This window comes from Paenibacillus sp. Z3-2 (assembly GCF_054161325.1).
On the sequence record NZ_CP096397.1, the window covers coordinates 3168774 to 3187550 of the forward strand.

Annotated in this window: 16 protein-coding genes and 2 pseudogenes; 13 read left to right on the top strand and 5 right to left on the bottom strand. The window is 42.8% G+C overall.

The genetic code is table 11. The features are described 5' to 3' along the window. From M1D71_RS14225 to M1D71_RS14235, 3 genes and pseudogenes are all read left to right on the top strand, one after another. Window positions 1-2634 carry a DUF4084 domain-containing protein gene (locus tag M1D71_RS14225; protein WP_458126998.1) on the top strand — a complete coding sequence of 878 codons (2634 nt, stop codon included), beginning with the start codon at window positions 1-3 and terminating at the stop codon, window positions 2632-2634. A 478-nt stretch (window positions 2635-3112) separates the two neighbouring features. Beyond that, a pseudogene (locus M1D71_RS14230) lies at window positions 3113-3795 on the top strand (spore germination protein). A gap of 78 nt (window positions 3796-3873) precedes the next feature. Then, a pseudogene (locus M1D71_RS14235) lies at window positions 3874-4217 on the top strand (Ger(x)C family spore germination protein). A gap of 90 nt (window positions 4218-4307) precedes the next feature. Here the strand turns inward: M1D71_RS14235 and M1D71_RS14240 are convergent. From M1D71_RS14240 to M1D71_RS14250, 3 genes are all read right to left on the bottom strand, one after another. After that, a complete protein-coding gene (locus M1D71_RS14240; protein ID WP_458126999.1) occupies window positions 4308-4964 on the bottom strand; it encodes an IS3 family transposase in 657 nt (218 codons plus the stop codon). After that, on the bottom strand, window positions 4961-5272 hold the full coding sequence (locus M1D71_RS14245; RefSeq protein WP_458127000.1) for a helix-turn-helix domain-containing protein: 312 nt from the start codon (window positions 5270-5272) through the stop codon (window positions 4961-4963). The genes M1D71_RS14240 and M1D71_RS14245 overlap by 4 nt, the downstream gene beginning before the upstream one ends. Before the next feature lie 102 nt (window positions 5273-5374). Continuing rightward, window positions 5375-5758, bottom strand: coding sequence for a hypothetical protein (locus M1D71_RS14250; RefSeq protein WP_458127001.1), 384 nt, complete (start codon window positions 5756-5758; stop codon window positions 5375-5377). A gap of 337 nt (window positions 5759-6095) precedes the next feature. On the opposite strand from M1D71_RS14250, the gene M1D71_RS14255 reads away from it, so the two are divergent. From M1D71_RS14255 to M1D71_RS14285, 7 genes are all read left to right on the top strand, one after another. Further along, complete coding sequence (locus M1D71_RS14255) at window positions 6096-6518, top strand: hypothetical protein (RefSeq protein WP_458127002.1); 423 nt, start codon at window positions 6096-6098, stop codon at window positions 6516-6518. Window positions 6519-6844: 326 nt separating this feature from the next. After that, window positions 6845-9082 (top strand): stalk domain-containing protein, encoded by a 2238-nt coding sequence (locus tag M1D71_RS14260; RefSeq protein WP_458127003.1) that lies wholly within the window; start codon window positions 6845-6847, stop codon window positions 9080-9082. A gap of 261 nt (window positions 9083-9343) precedes the next feature. Further along, window positions 9344-10180, top strand: a complete 837-nt coding sequence (locus M1D71_RS14265; RefSeq protein WP_458127004.1) for an alpha/beta fold hydrolase — start codon at window positions 9344-9346, stop codon at window positions 10178-10180. Window positions 10181-10411: 231 nt separating this feature from the next. Further along, window positions 10412-11611 carry a glycoside hydrolase family 43 protein gene (locus M1D71_RS14270; RefSeq protein ID WP_458127005.1) on the top strand — a complete coding sequence of 400 codons (1200 nt, stop codon included), beginning with the start codon at window positions 10412-10414 and terminating at the stop codon, window positions 11609-11611. Continuing rightward, on the top strand, window positions 11524-11991 hold the full coding sequence (locus tag M1D71_RS14275) for a family 43 glycosylhydrolase (RefSeq protein ID WP_458127006.1): 468 nt from the start codon (window positions 11524-11526) through the stop codon (window positions 11989-11991). Before M1D71_RS14270 ends, M1D71_RS14275 begins: the two co-directional genes overlap by 88 nt. 502 nt (window positions 11992-12493) lie before the next feature. Next, window positions 12494-12901: a MerR family transcriptional regulator gene (locus M1D71_RS14280; RefSeq protein ID WP_458127249.1), complete on the top strand. Its 408-nt coding sequence runs from the start codon at window positions 12494-12496 to the stop codon at window positions 12899-12901. 24 nt (window positions 12902-12925) lie between these two features. Further along, window positions 12926-14101: an MFS transporter gene (locus M1D71_RS14285; protein WP_458127007.1), complete on the top strand. Its 1176-nt coding sequence runs from the start codon at window positions 12926-12928 to the stop codon at window positions 14099-14101. 125 nt (window positions 14102-14226) lie between these two features. On the opposite strand, the gene M1D71_RS14290 is transcribed toward M1D71_RS14285, so the two are convergent. Then, on the bottom strand, window positions 14227-15111 hold the full coding sequence (locus M1D71_RS14290; protein WP_458127008.1) for an SDR family oxidoreductase: 885 nt from the start codon (window positions 15109-15111) through the stop codon (window positions 14227-14229). Window positions 15112-15421: 310 nt separating this feature from the next. Here M1D71_RS14290 and M1D71_RS14295 point away from each other — a divergent pair, with 310 nt between their 5' ends. Then, the gene (locus M1D71_RS14295) at window positions 15422-15775 is read left to right on the top strand and encodes an ArsR/SmtB family transcription factor (protein WP_458127250.1); all 354 of its coding nucleotides are present in this window, start codon (window positions 15422-15424) and stop codon (window positions 15773-15775) included. A gap of 31 nt (window positions 15776-15806) precedes the next feature. Beyond that, window positions 15807-16667, top strand: coding sequence for an aldo/keto reductase (locus tag M1D71_RS14300; protein ID WP_458127009.1), 861 nt, complete (start codon window positions 15807-15809; stop codon window positions 16665-16667). Window positions 16668-16697: 30 nt separating this feature from the next. Here the strand turns inward: M1D71_RS14300 and M1D71_RS14305 are convergent, their stop codons facing one another. Beyond that, window positions 16698-17174 (bottom strand): hypothetical protein, encoded by a 477-nt coding sequence (locus M1D71_RS14305; protein WP_458127010.1) that lies wholly within the window; start codon window positions 17172-17174, stop codon window positions 16698-16700. Between the two features lie 198 nt (window positions 17175-17372). Here M1D71_RS14305 and M1D71_RS14310 point away from each other — a divergent pair, with 198 nt between their 5' ends. Next, window positions 17373-18464, top strand: a complete 1092-nt coding sequence (locus M1D71_RS14310) for a stalk domain-containing protein (RefSeq protein ID WP_458127011.1) — start codon at window positions 17373-17375, stop codon at window positions 18462-18464. The last annotated feature ends 313 nt before the right edge of the window (window positions 18465-18777 follow it).

Below are 18777 nucleotides of genomic sequence, written 5' to 3' on the forward strand. Positions count from 1 at the left end.
ATGCGTAAATTGATGCTCGTAACGCCGATACTTTATATGATTTTATTCTATGGATGGATGTATCTTTTCCAGGAAAATCAGTTGCTCAATCGCCGGGGGTTGAACCTGTTCCCTATTATCGCGGCTACGTTCTGTCTTCTAATCTTTCTGAGGAATACTATCCTTTTCCAGGGAAAGCAGAGAGTTTTCTGGCTGCTGTATTGCTGCGGTACATTATGTTTTATTATCGCGCAATGTATCTGGCTTTATGATCAATGGAACTGGCATGGCTCCGCTTCGTATCCTGCCGAATCAGACCTGTTTTGGTTGATGCAATATGCGCTATATTTGACTGCATTAATTTATCAGTTAACCATGTTGAGGGGAATTATGGGTGTTCGCTCTCTCTTTAATATTATTATTTTTATGGTTACGTTTGGCATTCTAAGTTTCCACTTCCTTATTGAGCCTATGCTGCAAAAAAACGAAGCTATTCCGGCACTTATTATTACTTTGTCCTATCCTATTTTTGATTTAGGTTTTTTATTTGCAGCAGTCAGTTTATACTTTCATTCCCAGCGTAGTGTCCACCGAAAGATGATCCTGATAATAAGTTTAGGGATTTTCATACAAGTAATTGCGGATGTGCTTCATTACTATTATCAATCCAATAATACTTATCAGCCGAACAGTTTCATTGATCCGTTATGGATGGTTCCGATATTGCTTAATGGAGCCGCCGGCCTCTATGTCCGGCAACATGTACGTGATTTCTGGACTGAAATCAAACCAAATGTGTTTAAGGAAAAGGCCAATGACCTGCTCCCCTATGCAAGTGTAATCGTGCTGATGGTCGTTATACTGGTGAATACACAACACAACGAAGAATGGTTACTGATCGGGCTACTAGTGGTTATGCTGCTCATCGCCATCAGTCAAATATTGATTATCATGTCTAACCGTAATTTGTTATTGGCCCTCCATCTCAAAAATGAAGAACTTGAGACAAGCGAGACAAGATATCGACAACTCGTTGAGATTTTACCAGTTGGGATCACTATTGAGGTGGAGGGTAAGCTTGTTCTCGTCAATAAGGCAGGCATGGAAATGTTAGGAGCGTCATCGCCCGAGGAAATATTGGGCCGAAGTGCAGCAAGTCTGGTTCACGAAGAGTATACCGACATTATTAAGCAAAGACATCGAGAAGCGAGTGCAGGGAACATTGTGGTTAAGCCGTTCGAATTTGCCGTTCGGAGACTAGATGGGAAAATGATCGATGTGGAATCTACACTAACCCAAATCAAGTATAATTGCAGCAGTGGATTTCTAATCGTTGCACAAGACATTACAAAACGTAAGCAAAATGAGAATAATATCAAAACCATGGCTTATTATGACAGTTTAACCGGGTTACCCAATCGGGCGAGGTTCTATGAGCAATTAAATATAGAAATTGAAAACGCAAAAATCCATCAACATCTGTTGGCAGTTATGTACATGGATCTGGATAGATTCAAACTGATTAATGATTCCATGGGACACAGTGTTGGAGATTTATTTCTGACTATGGTTGCAGAAAGAGTGAACGGAATACAGGAATTAAAAGGTAAGCTATACCGACTTGGCGGTGATGAATTTTGTCTAATAATTAATACAACTAATCAGGAAGGCGCTGGAGATATCGCACAAATGATATTGGATGAATTTTCTGCTCCGTTCACATTGAAAGATAGTGAATATTACACTTCACCGAGTATTGGAATCAGCATGTACCCACTAGATGGAACCGGTTCTGAGGATTTGGTTAGGGTTGCGGATATTGCAATGTATAATGTTAAAAAGAGTGGAGGGAAAAACTACCAATTCTATAATAGAATTTTGGAGCAGGATAACTCAAATACCTTGGATATAGAAAAAACCTTAAGAAAAGCGATTTTAAATAAGGAGTTTGTTCTATATTATCAACCGAAAGTGGATTTAATTAAAGGCGGTGTAATCGGGGTAGAAGCCCTGATTCGCTGGCAGCATCCCAACAAGGGGATTATCCCTCCCCTGGATTTTATTCCGACGGCAGAAGAAACCGGTTTAATTGTTCCGATCGGTATATGGGTATTGGAAGAAGCTTGTCTCCAAATGAAAAGGTGGCATGACGCCGGTATGGAGAAACTAAGTATTGCAGTAAATATCTCACCTCGCCAGTTCAGTGATCGAAACTTAATTGGCAACGTGGAGCGGATCCTACAAGAAACCGGTCTTGATCCCCGGTGCCTTGAAATCGAAATTACCGAAACAGTTATGCAAAATATTCATGAAACCACGATGTTACTTTATGAACTGAAGAAACTGGGTGTTCAGATTTCAATCGATGATTTTGGGACAGGGTATTCGTCGCTGAGTTATTTGAAATATTTGCCAATCGATTATTTAAAAATTGATAAGTCTTTTGTTAGGGATATAACGGAGAATTCAAAGGATGAGGCGATTATCCAGACCATCGTCGATATGGGGCACCATATGAAGATTGAAATTGTTGCCGAAGGGATCGAGAATGAACAACAATTAATTTCGCTTGTGAACCTTCGTTGCAATGTGGGGCAAGGTTATTTATTTAGTAAACCCCTGCCGGCTAACGAAATTGAACTACTGTTTGGTTAGAGGAGGTCATTGATATACTGGCATTAGTCATAGGTGATCCCTTTTAAAAAAACTCACCAAGTGGCTTGGTTACTATGAAACAACATAGTGACCAAGCCACTATTTTTATTCATCTGTGAGGATGTTTATCATATTTGCGCTCATATCTTGTCGGATTGATCTTTATGCATTCGTGCAACGAATAAAGCTGACTATGCTGTGGTTCAAGCTGTTCCTTTTCAAGACTTCAGTAATTGTAGATGCGAATATACTAAGCGCAATACAGCGTAAACACAAACAAATGGAAGCATATTACCAATTAACCGCTAATCAGAAGGGAATGTGTTCTGGCTCACAAACTGACAAATTGGCTGTTTAAGCAGCCATCACAGTCCGATAAGGATGGTGGCAATTCTAAACAAGCTAACAGCCAAAATCCAACGGAATCTAAAGTCCTGAGTCATACGCTCAAAATAACTTGAATATTCTGAAATCGAGAATGGGCCATAGTACGGATTTCGTTCTCCGCAGTTGGAAAACCAAACAGGAAGATACAACACTGGCTATAAGTTATATTGGAGGCCTAATTGATCAGCAAATTCTAACATGCCTTCTGGAGGATCTCACGGAAGCCTTTCGACATGTATCCATCTCCGATCAGAATCCCGAAACTTGGTTGATGAATTATACACCTATAGGGAGTTTGATCTGTCTTAAGAACGAAAAAGAGCTAATTGATGCGATTCTTAATGGTCAGATTGCACTAATTATTGAAGGTGGTTCAAAAGCTTATGCTGCCTCCATTAGCGGTGGGGCGAAGAGGGTGGTTGAGGAGCCAACGTCACAGACGGTAATTAGAGGTCCAAAAGAGGGTTTCACTGAGGATATTTCGACCAATATCGCACTCCTTCGGCGAAGGATCAAATTAACTGATCTCAGCATTGACTCCAGAAGTATAGGAGAATACACCCAGACGAAAGTACCAGTGGCATATATTAAGGGCATAGCTGATCCGGATGTCGTGCAGGAAATATCCAAACGATTGGATCGATCAAAACCGATAGTATTCTCGAGAGTGGATATATTGAGGAGTACATTCAAGACGGTGTATGGTTGAGATTCCCCACAATATTGAATACGAAGCGACCGGACGCTGTTGCAGGCAGTTTGCTTGAAGGGTGATCGGGGTCATGTTGCTTTTGCACAGGGTGCTGGAACAGGGTCGAACTTAACGAGTTGTGGGTAACTACTGCCACCGGAGTGGACACAGCGGATGACGGCCAATGGATCGTATCTTATCTAGTCATTGTTCCCTCCGCCATTACAAGTGGAACCGGAGGAGGAGTGGGTGGTTCTTCCCAGCCGTATTTTACGTCAAGGCAAAAACCTATAACAAGGCTTTATCGTACAGCAATCTGGAAACGTCAAGACGAATTTACGTGGCACATAACCGTGTAATTTTTATTGGGAAGAACGCAGCTGAGAAGGGAATGGATCGAGTAGTCGATTTCTATTTGCGTAATACAGAAGCCGTGCCGCCGATTTTAATTTTATACACAGACCCTCGAGCGAATATCGCTTCATGCACAAATGCTGGAATATGATGTTCTTAGCTCAGATGGAGCTACTATAGGATTCAACCCGGATCAGACCATTGCACCCGGTGAGCAAATTACGTATCGATGAAGGCATTGTCATAACATTTTCCTCGGTGTGACATGCTGTTTTCGGGCGCCAACCTTTGGCAGCATGTCGTGGTAAGCATAGGACGTGTACTGGAATCCCTGATCGCTGTGAACGATCAGTCCCGTCACGTCTTTTGTCTTGTTAAAGACATTCTCAAAGGTCTGCAGCACCAGCTGATTGTCGTTTCTCTGACTCATGTGATAGGCTAGAATCTCATTATTAAATAGGTCTTTCACGGCAGAGAGATAGATCCAGGACTCACCCATACGGAATTGAGTGACGTCCTTGACCCATTTTTGGTTCGCTCTATCTGCTTTAAAGTCACGCTTCAGCAGGTTTTTAGCAACACGTCCTTCAGTTGAAGAAGCGTAATTACAGCGATGCTTCCGCCGAATTCGTGAGCGGATTCCAAGCGTCTGCATCAGCCGTAGTACTTTCTTATGATTCATCCAGACCCCGTGGTCCTGTAGCAAAAACAACTGAATCTGGCGGTAGCCATACACTCCGTTATATTGGTCGTAAACTTTCTGTACAAGTGCCTTGTCTGTTTGATCCCGATCTTGACTTTTGCGTTTGAGGTAAGCATAGTAGCCACTTCTAGAGACTCCAAAAACCTGACAAAGTGCGCTCACTGGATACTCTTTTGCGGCTTTCTCGACACTCATATATCTTTGTTTTTCATCTCCTGCATCCAGATTTCCAAGCACTTTTTAAACATTTCATTTTCACGTATCAACCGCTTCATCTGTCTGTCTTGGTCAACGTATGTCTCGCGTCTTCCGCGATGATCGATGAGTCCAAACTCACCGGATTCTTTGTTTTTCATCCAGGCTTTGAGTAGATGTCTGTCTGTCATCCCAAACTTCTCCATGATTCTGCGGTAAGTCCAGCCTTCCACCAAGTGAAGATGTATTGCCTCCATCTTTATCTCGAAAGAATACTGTTTAAACTTTTGACCTTTAACTGCTGGCATAAAAAATGCACCCCCTAGAATTTCATCGGATAAACCAAGGGTTTATTCCAATGTCTATTCTAAGGGGGGCACTTCAGATGGTGTGAGGTGTCTTCCCTTCTGTTACATGAATCGTTGTTTCTCAATCCACAAAATATCGCTCCACGGTACTGAGGAGAGGCTGTCGTTTTCATTCAACCGTATCTCCTGAGTATTAACATATAGCAACTTGCTGCGAATTCGTGACGTATGGGTTTCGACAGTCACCTTATTCTTCAAAAGAGATCTCATATAGCAAGCCAATGTCTGCTCGAAGAATTGTTGTTTGAGGAAATCTTTCTGACTTGCGGTTTTGCCGAATTTAAGTAATATTTTCTGTTTCAGTTCTTCATCATAGACCACTTGCTGATGCTGCTGATGAGGAATATTCACTTGATCATAGGGTTGTTCTGCGGTACCAATTGCACGAAACGGGACCCAATATTTCGTGAATAATGTAGTCAACATAACAAAATCCCTGCCAACGACATCTGTTTTGGCCAGTATTTCTTTCCACTGCTCGCGGCACAGAATCCTGACTTTCACGGTTTAGTTTTTGTGCGCTTTAAAAAATTCGAGAGCATAATTTCCTTTCGACGAGAAGGATTGATTTCTCCGATAATTTGGACATTTTGATGATGAATGAATTCCTGAAGCATTTTCAATTCATGAGATGGCAAAGGACTCACAGGTGAGCTAAACTTGGTCGGACCCGAATTCAGCAACAGTTGTTCACCTCCACATGTGTGATATACACATCATATGAACTGAGTCAGCACTTATTCAGAGTCAGGAGGGGAAAACAATGAACAGCGTTCTGTTTATAGTCATTAATTGGATGTTATGTGTGGGTGTTATTGCCGGATATATGTATTTGAAAAAGTTGAAAAACCTGATTGGCTATCATCTGGGGATGAACATTTCCATGACGGTCAGCACAGTGAGTGCATTGGCTTGGATAACGATTGTGGTTACTGTCATAGCTATGTTGATTGGTATGATTTTTGGGGCGCTTGTGGATTATCAGACCATTGTCACGGGTGTATCGGGTAGCATTATGGCGGGGCTTATGTCTCCTATGATTGTTATGCATAGTCATCATCCGTTACCCATTCTCATATTTTGTATCGCTTTATTTTTCTTCGTAATAATTATGTTATGTACCTCAGTCAAAATAAAAGTTAATTCTTGGATATTCGTAGAGAGCAGTATTAGTCCCTTTAAATAGACAAGAGAAAAATGACATCTACTGAATGGAATTAATCTTGGCTAGCTAAGGGGACTTTTCATGGCTAGAAATGGACAAGTTTTCCCGCAGTACTCCTTGAATTAACAATTAGGTGCTGCGGACTCCGTTCGGATTATTACAAGTGGAGAACACCAACATGATTCAGAGTCGCACCTGCTCGCCATTCATCGCATTCATCTCTAAAATTGCTACACATTCATAATTTACAATTCAACTAGAAACTTTTTCCTGAATCTAGCGTCTATTTATATGACTTTTTGAGGGGATAAAAATGACTAGAGAGAAGAAGGAGCCAAAGACAAAGCATGAATATGAAGAAGAAATTATCCATTTTTACCGCTTTAGCTGTTTTTCAAGCATTTGCAGTCGGTTCCGTGAGTGCGCAGTCAGCACCGCAAAGTGACACAGCGTCTGTAAACACGGCTAACGTAGAATCGGTTGAGGTGCTAAAAGAAGAGCAGCCGATTGCAGAACGTGAAGTGAAAAAGGAGAGCACTGAGGCAACACCTAAAACAGATATCGAGAAACCTGCGATGGATGGGAAAGAGACCACTGCAGACGAAACGAGTACAAAACCTGTGGTCCAAGAGGGAGCCTCTGAGGAGGTTGAAACACCAGCTACGCCTGCTCAAGTAGAGCAACCGTCCATTGATGGGAAGTCTCCAGTAGGATCAGGCGGAAATCTGACGTTGTACATGAATAGCAACAAAATGGAGCAGGATGGGAACACATATCTTGCCGGTCAGCCAATGGCTGTAAAAAATGGTGTATCCTATGTTGCAATCCGTGCGTTAGTTGACCGTGTGGGATACGGAGTTAAATACGATAACAAAACCAAGGAAACCATCATTATTAGTGGTGAGGATGAACTCCGATTCAAGACTAACAGCAAGGACTATACGGTAAACGGAGAGACCAGAACGATGAAAGGCCCTGCATATCAGCAAAAAAGTACGTTCATGGTACCGTTAACTTCCATTACTCAAGCTCTGAACATCACCTATAAAGTGAATCAGCCAGCTAAGACGGTTGTGCTGAATCTTAATACAAAACCTGTTGCAAGCTTCACCATTTCCCAAAAGGAAATCTTTGCGGGTGATCGAGTGGACTACGTGACTTCTTCCAGTTCACCTAATGGAATGGATATCGTTGACGAACGCTGGACAGGTCGTCAGGATTCCTTTGATCAAGCAGGTACATATACGATTTCATATCAGGTCCAGGATTCCAATGGTCAATGGAGCGATCCTTATTCAACTACGATTGAGGTTATGAGTCCTAACCTTCCTCCTGTAGCCATGTTCGCCACAGATAAAGAACAGTATAAAATGGGCGAAAAAATAACATACACAGACCAAAGTACAGATGACGAAAATAATATTGTTAAAGCGGTGTGGGAGAACAATTCACTTGCGTTCTTTGAACCGGGTCCAAAAACGGTGACTCTTACGGTTACTGACAATCACGGTGCTACGAATACGTACTCCAAAGTCATCACCATAACCAATGAGACCTTATATTCATTTACCGACTTCAATTTACTCTTCACGCCGGTAGGACAGAAATTCTCCTTTAACGGTGGCGAAGTGACTACGATGGAAAAAGTACCGTATACGTACATGGATGAGCCAAGTCTGTTGATCCGCAGCAACAGTCCGGAAACGGTAAATACGGAAGGTATCGTATATAAAGAATCATCTTCGGGGCAGACCCGTTTCATGATTCACCACGTGAACAATACAGGCAAAAGAGTAAAAATGTATGTAATTGCAACGAATAATAACCCCAATCCGGCAGTATTCGAACAACAGAATATGGGATTTGCCGGACCTACACCGTATGCTACCGTAGCTGGGAAATTGTCTATTGATAAATGGTTCAAGTCGATTCAGACGGGAGCGGATCAAAAGAAAGAGTATCTTCAACCCGGAGAAAGTAAACTGATTTTGACCGAACTTAATAAAACTCCGATGAAAGAAGGGCAAGTCATCTCGCTCTATTCGGATGCTTATAGTGATTATTCCCTTGACTATAACGTTATCCTGGTGGAAGAAAATAAAGATCCGTTCGAGGCTTTACCATTGCTACCTGTGCTTGATCGTGACGGAGTGCACAACCGTGGTACGTATCCAAATGCAACACGTAACATAACGTATGATCAGCACGTGGGAACGAAACCAGCCCGTCTGCCGCTTGGTGATAATGCCAGCGATCCCAATCTGGTTGGAACGGATCCTATGGCTTACATAGACGCATCCAATGCGGGTAATTTCGGTGTATTGTACAAAATCACGTTGAACAATGTCGCTCCGCGTACGCTTATCTCATTTAACCCTCGTGGGAAGTACTCCGGAGTAGCTCTGGTGAACAATCAGTTGGTATCGATTGCCGAAGGCAACGTTGCGGTTACCAATTCAAGTGAACAAAGCGTTCTTTACCGCACAGGGGCAACTGGAGAGAGCGTAACGATTCTTTTCTCTGCCGCGCCAGGTAGCAATCTGCCAGTCAATCTGCTCTTTACACCGCTCCCATCGGAGAAGTAATGTAGTTCCTTTTTAACAGATGGAGCGGGGAATAAATGATTAGGATGCATGTTAATCATTGACAAAAAGGGACTCCATATGGAGTCCCTTTCCCTTTTTGTTTATACATTGTAGATTGTGTTTTAATTATTATAATTGATGTTTTCATTCAGATGGCAGCTTTCTATTTATTTCATGGATATGATTGACAATAATAGATTGCATATGTAGCATTTGAAGGGTAACTAGTAAACAAAACATAACTAAACGGAGGGATTTTCCATGGCTAAAGTAAACGTAGGCGAAGAGAATGCACAACCAATTCAACTGTATTACGAAGATCATGGCGAGGGACAACCAATCATCCTTATTCATGGCTGGCCTTTGAGTGGACGATCCTGGGAGAAGCAGGTACCTGCTTTGATAGAAGCTGGATACCGGGTTATTACGTATGATCGTCGTGGTTTTGGTCAGTCTTCCCAGCCTTGGGATGGTTACGACTATGATACATTTGCTTCAGATTTACATAAATTGATTGTACACCTCGATTTACGTGATGCTACACTTGTCGGTTTCTCCATGGGAGGCGGTGAAGTCGCCCGCTATATCGGAACATATGGAACGGAAAGAGTCTCCAAAGCTGTATTTGCCGGAGCTGTGCCTCCATACCTTTATATATCCGAAGATAATCCACAGGGAGGATTGGATGATGCAACGATTGAAGAATTCCAAAATGGGGTTAAAGGTGATCGTCTAGCGTTCCTGGATGGATTTACGAATAACTTTTTCGCCGCAGGAGATCGTACAGATCTGGTAAGCGAGCCGTTCCGTCTATATAACCGGGATATTGCTGCTCTGGCATCCCCTAAGGGTACCCTAGATTGCATTGCTGCCTTTGCTCTTACCGATTTCCGTCAGGATCTGGAGAAGTTCAATATTCCAACGTTGGTTATTCATGGCGATTCTGACGCCATTGTGCCGCTTGAAGTCAGTGGGCAACGTACACATGAATCCATCCCTGGCAGCCAACTTGTGGTCGTAGAAGGCGGACCACATGGCTTTAATGCCACACACCCCGAAGCATTTAATGCAGCGTTAATCGAATTTTTGAAGAACTAAGCTTCGAATGAAAATGAACATCGAAAAGGTCGCTATCCTATCCAGGATAAGCGACCTTTTTATTATATACTCAGATCTTGAGCCACAGTACTACTTAGTGCCACAGCTTCATTGTTTGTACAAAAATATACTCATTCCGCCGTTTTTGAAGTATGATACAACATAAGTAGAACGCTTTCATATTGATATCATGGTTACAAAGTCAATTTCATTCTCAGGAGGCTCTTAAAATTGTTCAAAACAAATACAACATATGATGGGTATCTCTTTGTACATTTTATTGGCGAACAGCCGGACGGTGAGCAAGTTTACTTCTCCTATAGTGAGGATGGCCTTCACTGGAAGGACCTCAATGACGGAGAGCCAGTACTGATTTCGAACCTTGGGGAAAGGGGGGTAAGGGACCCATTTCTGATACGTTCGGTCAAGGAAGATAAATTTTATCTGATCGCTACGGATCTCCGCATTGCAAGCGGCAAAGGATGGACTCATGCCGTTGAAGCGGGGAGCCGTGATGTGATTTTGTGGGAGTCCAGTGATCTTGTAAACTGGTCTTCTCCTTGGAATGTTACACTCGGTGTTGAGGGTGCAGGTTGTGTCTGGGCACCCGAAGCAGTGTATGACGAAGCAGCAGACGAATTTCTCGTATTCTGGGCTTCTGCGACTCAGGAGCCTCAGGAACCTGAACGAAAGCAAAAAATATATAGCGCTCGTACAAAAGATTTTCGTACGTTTTCCACATCTCAAAAGTATATTGAGCGGGATAACCATATTATCGACACACCGATTCTCTCATCTGACAGCAGTTACTATCGATACTCCAAGGATGAAACGACCAAAAACATCCGGGTCGAAAAGGGAGCTTCCCTCGACAAAGATGTGTTCGCCCCACTTCACGCTCCAGCGCTCGAGGCTGTGGCGGGTGTTGAGGGACCTCAAATATTTAAATTCAATGATCGCGAGGAATGGTGTCTGATTGTCGATCGTTTTGCAGAGGGTAAAGGTTACCTTCCTCTGGTGACTACAGATCTGAACAGCGGTGAATTCCGTATTGTACCCGATGGGGAGTTTGATATGGGAACGACCCAAAAGCGGCATGGTAGCGTCCTGCCAATCACGGCCGAGGAGTGCAACCGCTTGTTGGCGGCTTTTGGAGACAGTCATCAGGTACTTCCTGGGCAATATGCCGATCCTGATGTCGCAAAGTTTGGAGATCGTTACTACATGTATCCGACAACAGATGGATTCGAGGGGTGGTCCGGAACACAGTTCAACGTATTTTCTTCTGTGGATCTGAAGCATTGGCAAACGAAAGCGTCATACTCGATCTGGGAACAGACGATGTGGTATGGGCAAGTGGTAATGCCTGGGCACCGGCGATTGCCAGCCGAAACGAACAGTTCTATTTTTATTTCTGCGGCAAAATGCTGAATGGCGAGAGCGCAATCGGCGTTGCTGTAGCGAATACACCGGTCGGTCCATTCCTTGCCGAACCGCAACCATTAATCACGATGGAGCAGTTGAAACATCTGGACATCACCATGGGACAGGCTATTGATCCTTCCATCTATGTCGAAGATGATGGGAGAACATACCTGTTATTTGGAAACGGACATGCAGCAATTGTTGAGCTTGAAGAAAATATGACAAGTGTAGTAGAGGAAACGATGAGCAATCTGACAGGCTTGCATGACTTCCGCGAGGCCGTAACCGTTCTAAAGCATGGTGGACGATATCACTTTACGTGGTCCTGTGATGATACGGGCAGTGAGGATTATCATGTAAATTACGGTACGTCAGAGCAGCTATAACGGTCCAATCACCTATCAATATGCGATCCTGAGTAAAAATGTCGAGAAGCGTATGCTGGGCACAGGTCATCACTGTATTTTTCTTGAACATGAAACCGGTCAATACCGGATTGCCTATCACCGGTTTGTAACACCATTATCCAGATTTCCCTCTGGAAAGGGCTATCATCGCGAAATATGTATAGATCCGCTATATTTCGGAACGGATGGGCTGTTGCAGCCGGTAATTCTATAAATTCAAGGATGCCACGATAAGTGGCATTTTTTTGTTCAAAAAAAATGAACGTTTCATTCAGAAACGGTTCTTTGACTTACCTATAACATCAACATAGAGTGATCACAAGGAAGGTAGTTGATTTTAGGTACACAAATGAGAAGCATACACACCCTTGACTCTCCCCTGCACGGGAAACTGTATACTCGAATTATGTTAATAGATTGGAGATGAGCTTTTGTTCAAAATCAGTCGTTTTCCAGGCTAAGTAGGGTCTCATTAAAAACACTGCGTTATTATGACCAGATCGGCGTACTTAAGCCGAAAATGGTGGATTCCGATACGGGCTACCGTTACTATTCAGCAGATCAGCTTCTGGAGCTCAACCGAATTTTTATTTATAAAGAGTTGGGGGTTACATTGCCACAGATCACACAGCTTCTACAGGAAGATATTACATTAGAGAATATTCAAGGCATGTTTAAGCTGAAAAGAAGCGAAATCCAGCAGATTATCGATATGGAACAAGCCAAACTTATCCGGATTGAGAAGCTCATACAGCTTATAGAGGAAGAGGGGCAAGTCGAAACATATCAGATCAAGGAGAACGAAGCTGGTAGGGAATTATATTTACCCTTATCTCAAGAACAAGATGCACAATTCATAGAAATACAAATCCCAATACTAAATAGATAACTGAAGAAGACGGAGTGGAGTAAGTTGAAAAATAAATGGATCATCCATGTCCTCGCATTGGCTGTTTTTCTGATTGGAACCATTGAATACATTATTACAGGAGTCATTGAAATGATCGCCGCAGACTTGAGCGTATCTACTTCAGATGTTGGTTTACTGGTGACTGTATTCGCTCTGGCAGCAGCCATTATCGCTCCAATTCTCATTGCATTTACAATAAACATGGATCGCAAAAAAATACTGTTGTCTACCCTCAGTGTGTTTATTGCCAGCAACGGACTTATGCTTTTAAACCTTTCATACGAAACATTACTATGGGTGCGAATTATGCAAGGGGCTAGCGGAGGCATGGCTACCGTAGTAGCGATGACCGTATCAACACGACTCGTTGAAAAAGAGAAAAGGGGCAATGCCATCGGCATCATCTTGATGGGACTAAGCAGTTCGCTAGTGCTCGGTGTCCCATTGGGCACATTTTTAAGTGAGATGTTTGGATGGAGAGTTCTATTTGTATTCATCGGTTTGTTAAGTGTTCTTCCATTACTTATCATCTACAAAAAGGTTCCGGCTATTAAAGAGGAAGAAAAGGTCACCCTCAGAATGCAGCTCTCCATTTTAAAAAATCCAACTATTCTGACTGCTTTGCTTATTACTTTATTGTATATCGGCGGCTATTCTACACTGTTCACTTACATTACGCCTTTCTTGCAAGCTACATCCTCTCTTACCATGACTGAGATCAGCGGTGTTCTGTTTCTCGCGGGAATTTGCAGCTTCGTCGGATCAAAAGTTGGCGGACAATTGGCAGATGCTAAGGGATCCAAGTTTACTATTTGTCTCGGACTTCTGTTACAAGGGGCAACTCTTCTTTTATTCGCTCTAGCTGGAGTTAATCTCATGGTTTTAATCCTGGTTTTAATGATTTTTATGTTAGTAACGTGGAGCATATCCCCGGCCCAGCAACTATATCTGGTTACTCTGGCACCTCGTAATCCGGACATTGCCCTTAGTGTAAACACGTCGTTCATCCAATTTGGTTTTGCACTGGGTTCTGGATTAGGCGGGCTTGTCATCATTCGTACATCTGTCTTGTATTTAAATTGGTTAGGTTTTGGAGCTGTAAGCATTTTGCTTCTTGCCCTACTTCTATTCGGAAAGATGAGCAGTAGGACTGAAAAGCCTATGGTTACTGGTGAATAGGTAGGTGGACTGGTTAAGTTACACAGGACATCTATCTGGCGTTGAAGTCCTAATTAGAAACAGGGAATGTACGAGTCGTACATTCCCTGAAAAATAAAGCATTATTATCACTAGTGTGATGTTGCTTAAGAACCAAACATTGTATTTATATGCGGTTGTTGCAACCATTCTTTCAGCGAAGTCAACTGGAGATCTGGAACAATGACACGATCTTTCACATCATAATAGTTCAAGGAATCAATATTGGCTCCGATCCAACGATAGAAGCCCGCAATTCCAGCTGCTTGCTCTGCTCCCATTACTGGCGTAAGCGCTGCTTCAAAATCATCATAGTTCAGGGAATGAAAGTTCACATTTTGTGCCGATGCTTGTGTAAAACGTTCACCCAGCTCTACACCGGTGAGTGCTTCAGGCCCCGGAGCCAGTATCACTTGTCCTGCCAGTTCAGGATGGTTTAACGCATAAACATGATATTGTGCTGCATCCTCGGAGCTGATCCATGGGATCGGTTTATCCACTGGTACTGGGTAGAAAAGTATCCCATTACGAATGAGACCCGGAATCAAGAAGTTCTCCATATAGAGTGTGGGTTTCACCAGTGTAGTTGGAATACCGCTATGTCGTACATACTCGATCATTTCGCGTTTAACATCCAACGTTTGGGTGTCGGTTGGCTGTTCTGGTAAAAAGCCATTCGAATTCACAACGATCAATTTCACGTTCGCTTGTCGGGCAGCTTCCACAGCATTTGTAATCTGTTGCTTCAATAATACTGTGTCATACTCGATTGGCATGTTCAAGAAGACTTTATCAACACCGCTGTTAACTTCATTCAACGTTTCTAGTACAGACAGATCACCAACAAATGCCTCTATACCTTGTTCCTTCAAGAACGTTACGTTTTTCTCGTGACGTGTAATGGTGCGAACCGCTACCCCTTTGGAAGTTAGCAATCTTGCTACCGCTCCGCCTTGTACCCCTGACGCTCCATATACTAATATCGTTTCCATATGTACAAAACTCCTTATAGTTAATTTCATTTGTTCAGTATTGAACTAAATGTTATTTTTATATTAACTAACTCACAAACTTTATGTAAGTACGCACATTCGAGATACCAGGTATCTTTCGTGATACTTTAATGAATTGCCAAAATGGCTCTCCATGGTGACGCATCGTACATTGACACGTCAACTGAGTGAGCTTGAGGAAGGAAATGGGAAAAACAGGTTCTTGATTTTCTTTCCCAATGTGCAACCGAATTCGAGATTATGATAGGCTGTACCTACAAGAATTAAACGAATATTACAGAAGGGGACGATTTGTCTGGATCAGAAACTCACGGCTACGATTGCTATCGAATTCAAGAACAATCAGAAGGTGTTAAACGCGATTGGAGACGAGACCCGGCAAGCCATCCTCATCGCCTTAATTCAAGGACCGCAAAAAACCGGCATGCGCGTAGGCGAGATCAGGATGAAGACACACCTATCCCGACCGACCGTATCACATCATCTGAAGATATTAAAAGAATCGCAGATTATAAGCGTGCGTAAAGAAGGGACTCTCAACTATTACAGTCTGGACTCAGGAAGCAAGTTGAAATTATTGAAAAAACTGGTAAATGAAATAGAAAAAGTGTTTGCGCAATGTGAAGAACAAGCATCGGAATAACGATTAGAATAACAGTGAGGGGGCGTTGCGATTGAATCGGACAGTCGAAGCGGCAAACGGAGTCGGCATTCCTCAACTCGGGTTCGGCCTGTATAAGATCAAAGACGGGAAAATTTTCGAGAGGACTGTCGAAGAGGCTATTCGAATTGGTTATCGCCATTTCGACACAGCCAAAATTTACGGAAATGAAGCAGCGCTAGGCCGAGTCATTCAAAAAAGCGGCATTCCCCGGGAGGAGTTCTTCATTACCTCCAAAGCGTGGACGACAGATCTCGGGTACCATGCGACGAAAAGGGCGTTCGAACAGACTTGCCAGAAGCTGAACGTAACGTATCTCGATATGTACATGATTCATTTCGCCGGTCCTCATTACGTGAACGCCTGGAAGGCGATGGAAGAGTTATACGACGAAGGTAGAATTAAAGTTATAGGTGTAGCCAATTTCGAGATCCATCATCTGGAGCATCTCAAGAAGAATTCCCGAATTTCGCCGATGGTTAATCAGATCGAGACCCATCCGGAATTCCCACAACACGAATTACATGATTATATGCTTCGGCATCGGATTCTGCATGAAGCGTGGGGCCCGTTGGGGCAGGGAAACAAGGCGCTGCTGGAGCATCCAGAGCTGGCTACAATTGCCCGTCGCCATCAGAAATCGGTTGCGCAAGTCATTTTACGCTGGCATCTGCAACGCGGAATTCTGGTCATTCCCAAATCGACGAACCCTCGACGGATAAAAGAGAATAACGAAATATTCGACTTTGAACTGAATGAGAAGAACATGGAACAAATACGGCGGTTGGACACAGGTAAGAGGTATTCCTTAAGCCCGAATGGCTACATGATCAACCCAATTTATATAAATTTGATGAAACTGTTTATTCGCTGATAACCCTGTTAAAATAAAGGGCCATCCCGATCAACCTAAAGACAATAACACTAGTTTTCCAATCTTCAATAAAGCTTTCAGTTGCGCCCAGCAGATAATCATTGAAATGACCATAACGATTACAAAGAACAGAAAAACAATAATTTTCATTATGATCAAACGTTTTCCGTCCGGATGTTTGGAAGCTCTGCTGGAAGAGGTATCTTTAGACTTAATCATAACTCGTATACCGACTATGCAGGCAGTAGCCAGGATTATAAAAAGCATTAAAGTAGCCATTCGTTCAGCAGTGAAAGCGATGAGATTTGATCCTCCCGGACCAGAACCCGTGCGCAAAAACCAATGGCAGAAGGCAACGACAGAAAGAGATGACAGGAATAAGATAAATATGATCTTCCACACCCAGTCGAACAGCTTGAAGAAAGGACCGGGTGGATTCTTTTTCTGTTCCCGGCGAATCCGACGCTCGGCGTTTCTTCGATCGATTATTGCTCGTTTGGATTTCATGGATGTCTTGCCTCCTCCAGTTTCGTTGTACTTCCTTGTATCATTAAGAATAGCACAGTACTGACGATCAAGTCCCATGTTGATGAATAGCTTATTTTACATACGCAGCTCGGTACCTTTGAAACCTTTTGCTATAAACTTGCGTTTAAGAAGCTAGAAAGAAAATGAACTTGAATCCCGAAAGGATGTAAGAAAAAAATGAATAGAAACAAGAAGAGAAATAAGTTAATTGTAAGTGCAATTATGACAGCATTACTGGCATCGCCCATGGCATACTTCATGTCCGAGGGCCATCTGGTAGCCGCTGCTGCCGTTTCCAAATATAAAGTTACCGCACAGCCGTTCAGCATTGAAGGAAAGAAATCAAGCATTGGTACGATTAATAAAAATGGATCGACCTATATCGCTCTTAGGAACCTAAATACAGCTCTAGGGTTAACCACCAATTTCAATAAGACTAATCAACTCGTTGAAGTGTCGGGAAATGGACGATCGCTTCAAATTAACCTCTCTAATAATACCATTCATTTGAATGGACAACCGGTCTTTGGACCTCAAGTCATTCTCCAGGACAATACAACTTATTTGCCACTTCGCTTCCTACTGGAGCGGATGGGCTATGTAATTTCATATCAGAATAGTACAAAGCAGGTCGGTATTCAATCGATTAAGGAAAACGACTTGCAGGTTCAAGCGGAGGAGATCGGTGCCGACGGAGATGGCAAATCATTGCTCGTCTACTATCCGGTAATTAAGGGCTATGCAAAAGAGAAAGTACAGGATAAGATCAACGCCTTTTTGAAGCAGGAGACCGACAGGCACATTGCAGCGGGATCGAAGGAAATGGATACAGTCGTAAAAGCGAATAATCAATTACTAATCAAGAATCCAAAGGCTGAAATTCGGCAACCGAGCCTCGATGGCAGATTTACAGTTATGTATAACGAGAATGGGAAATTGAGCCTGTATGTGGATTATGATCTTTATATGGGGGGAGCGCATGGAATTACGACGAGGGTTCCTTACACGTTCGATCTTGTAACAGGTGATCCAATTTCGTTGAAGGATGCGGCAGGTAATGCCGATTATGTCTCTATCATTAACAGCCAAATCACAGATCACATCAATCATCGCGGATTGGAGTTGGCTACTCCATTTAAGACGATCGAAGCTGATCGAGATTATTACCTAACCCATGACGGTATCGTTATCTATTTCACGGAATATGAATATACTTCCTTCGCTGAAGGAATGCCAGAGTTTATTATTCCTTATTCCGAGTTCAAATGAGGGAAAGAGTTTGACTTATTTAAGTACGCAGCCTGATTATTGGTATACCTAAATTTCATACTGAATAAGCTGGTGTCATTGTTGAAGATAAGAACATGGTCCCCGAGGAAGTCGCTATTTTAGCGGCTTTTTTTATTTTAAGGGATCAAGTTCTTGTTCTTGTATGGGCAGGATAGTTTTTAATGACAGAGGACAATCTGAAAAACACTCCGATTGAAGAACGATGGAAGCATTGCATGATATTGCGAAAGCAGGGAGGAATGACTGCTATGTTTGCATTGATTATCGAATTAATCGACCGGTCGTAGATGGC

Bases quoted from the DNA above. Each gene is read 5' to 3' on its own strand.
- M1D71_RS14225 (WP_458126998.1), top strand. From the start codon at position 1: ATGCGTAAATTGATGCTCGTAACGCCGATACTTTATATGATTTTATTC.
- M1D71_RS14240 (WP_458126999.1), bottom strand. From the start codon at position 4,964: ATGAGTGTCGAGAAAGCCGCAAAAGAGTATCCAGTGAGCGCACTTTGT.
- M1D71_RS14245 (WP_458127000.1), bottom strand. From the start codon at position 5,272: ATGCCAGCAGTTAAAGGTCAAAAGTTTAAACAGTATTCTTTCGAGATA.
- M1D71_RS14250 (WP_458127001.1), bottom strand. From the start codon at position 5,758: ATGTTGACTACATTATTCACGAAATATTGGGTCCCGTTTCGTGCAATT.
- M1D71_RS14255 (WP_458127002.1), top strand. From the start codon at position 6,096: ATGAACAGCGTTCTGTTTATAGTCATTAATTGGATGTTATGTGTGGGT.
- M1D71_RS14260 (WP_458127003.1), top strand. From the start codon at position 6,845: ATGAATATGAAGAAGAAATTATCCATTTTTACCGCTTTAGCTGTTTTT.
- M1D71_RS14265 (WP_458127004.1), top strand. From the start codon at position 9,344: ATGGCTAAAGTAAACGTAGGCGAAGAGAATGCACAACCAATTCAACTG.
- M1D71_RS14290 (WP_458127008.1), bottom strand. From the start codon at position 15,111: ATGGAAACGATATTAGTATATGGAGCGTCAGGGGTACAAGGCGGAGCG.
- M1D71_RS14305 (WP_458127010.1), bottom strand. From the start codon at position 17,174: ATGAAATCCAAACGAGCAATAATCGATCGAAGAAACGCCGAGCGTCGG.
- M1D71_RS14310 (WP_458127011.1), top strand. From the start codon at position 17,373: ATGAATAGAAACAAGAAGAGAAATAAGTTAATTGTAAGTGCAATTATG.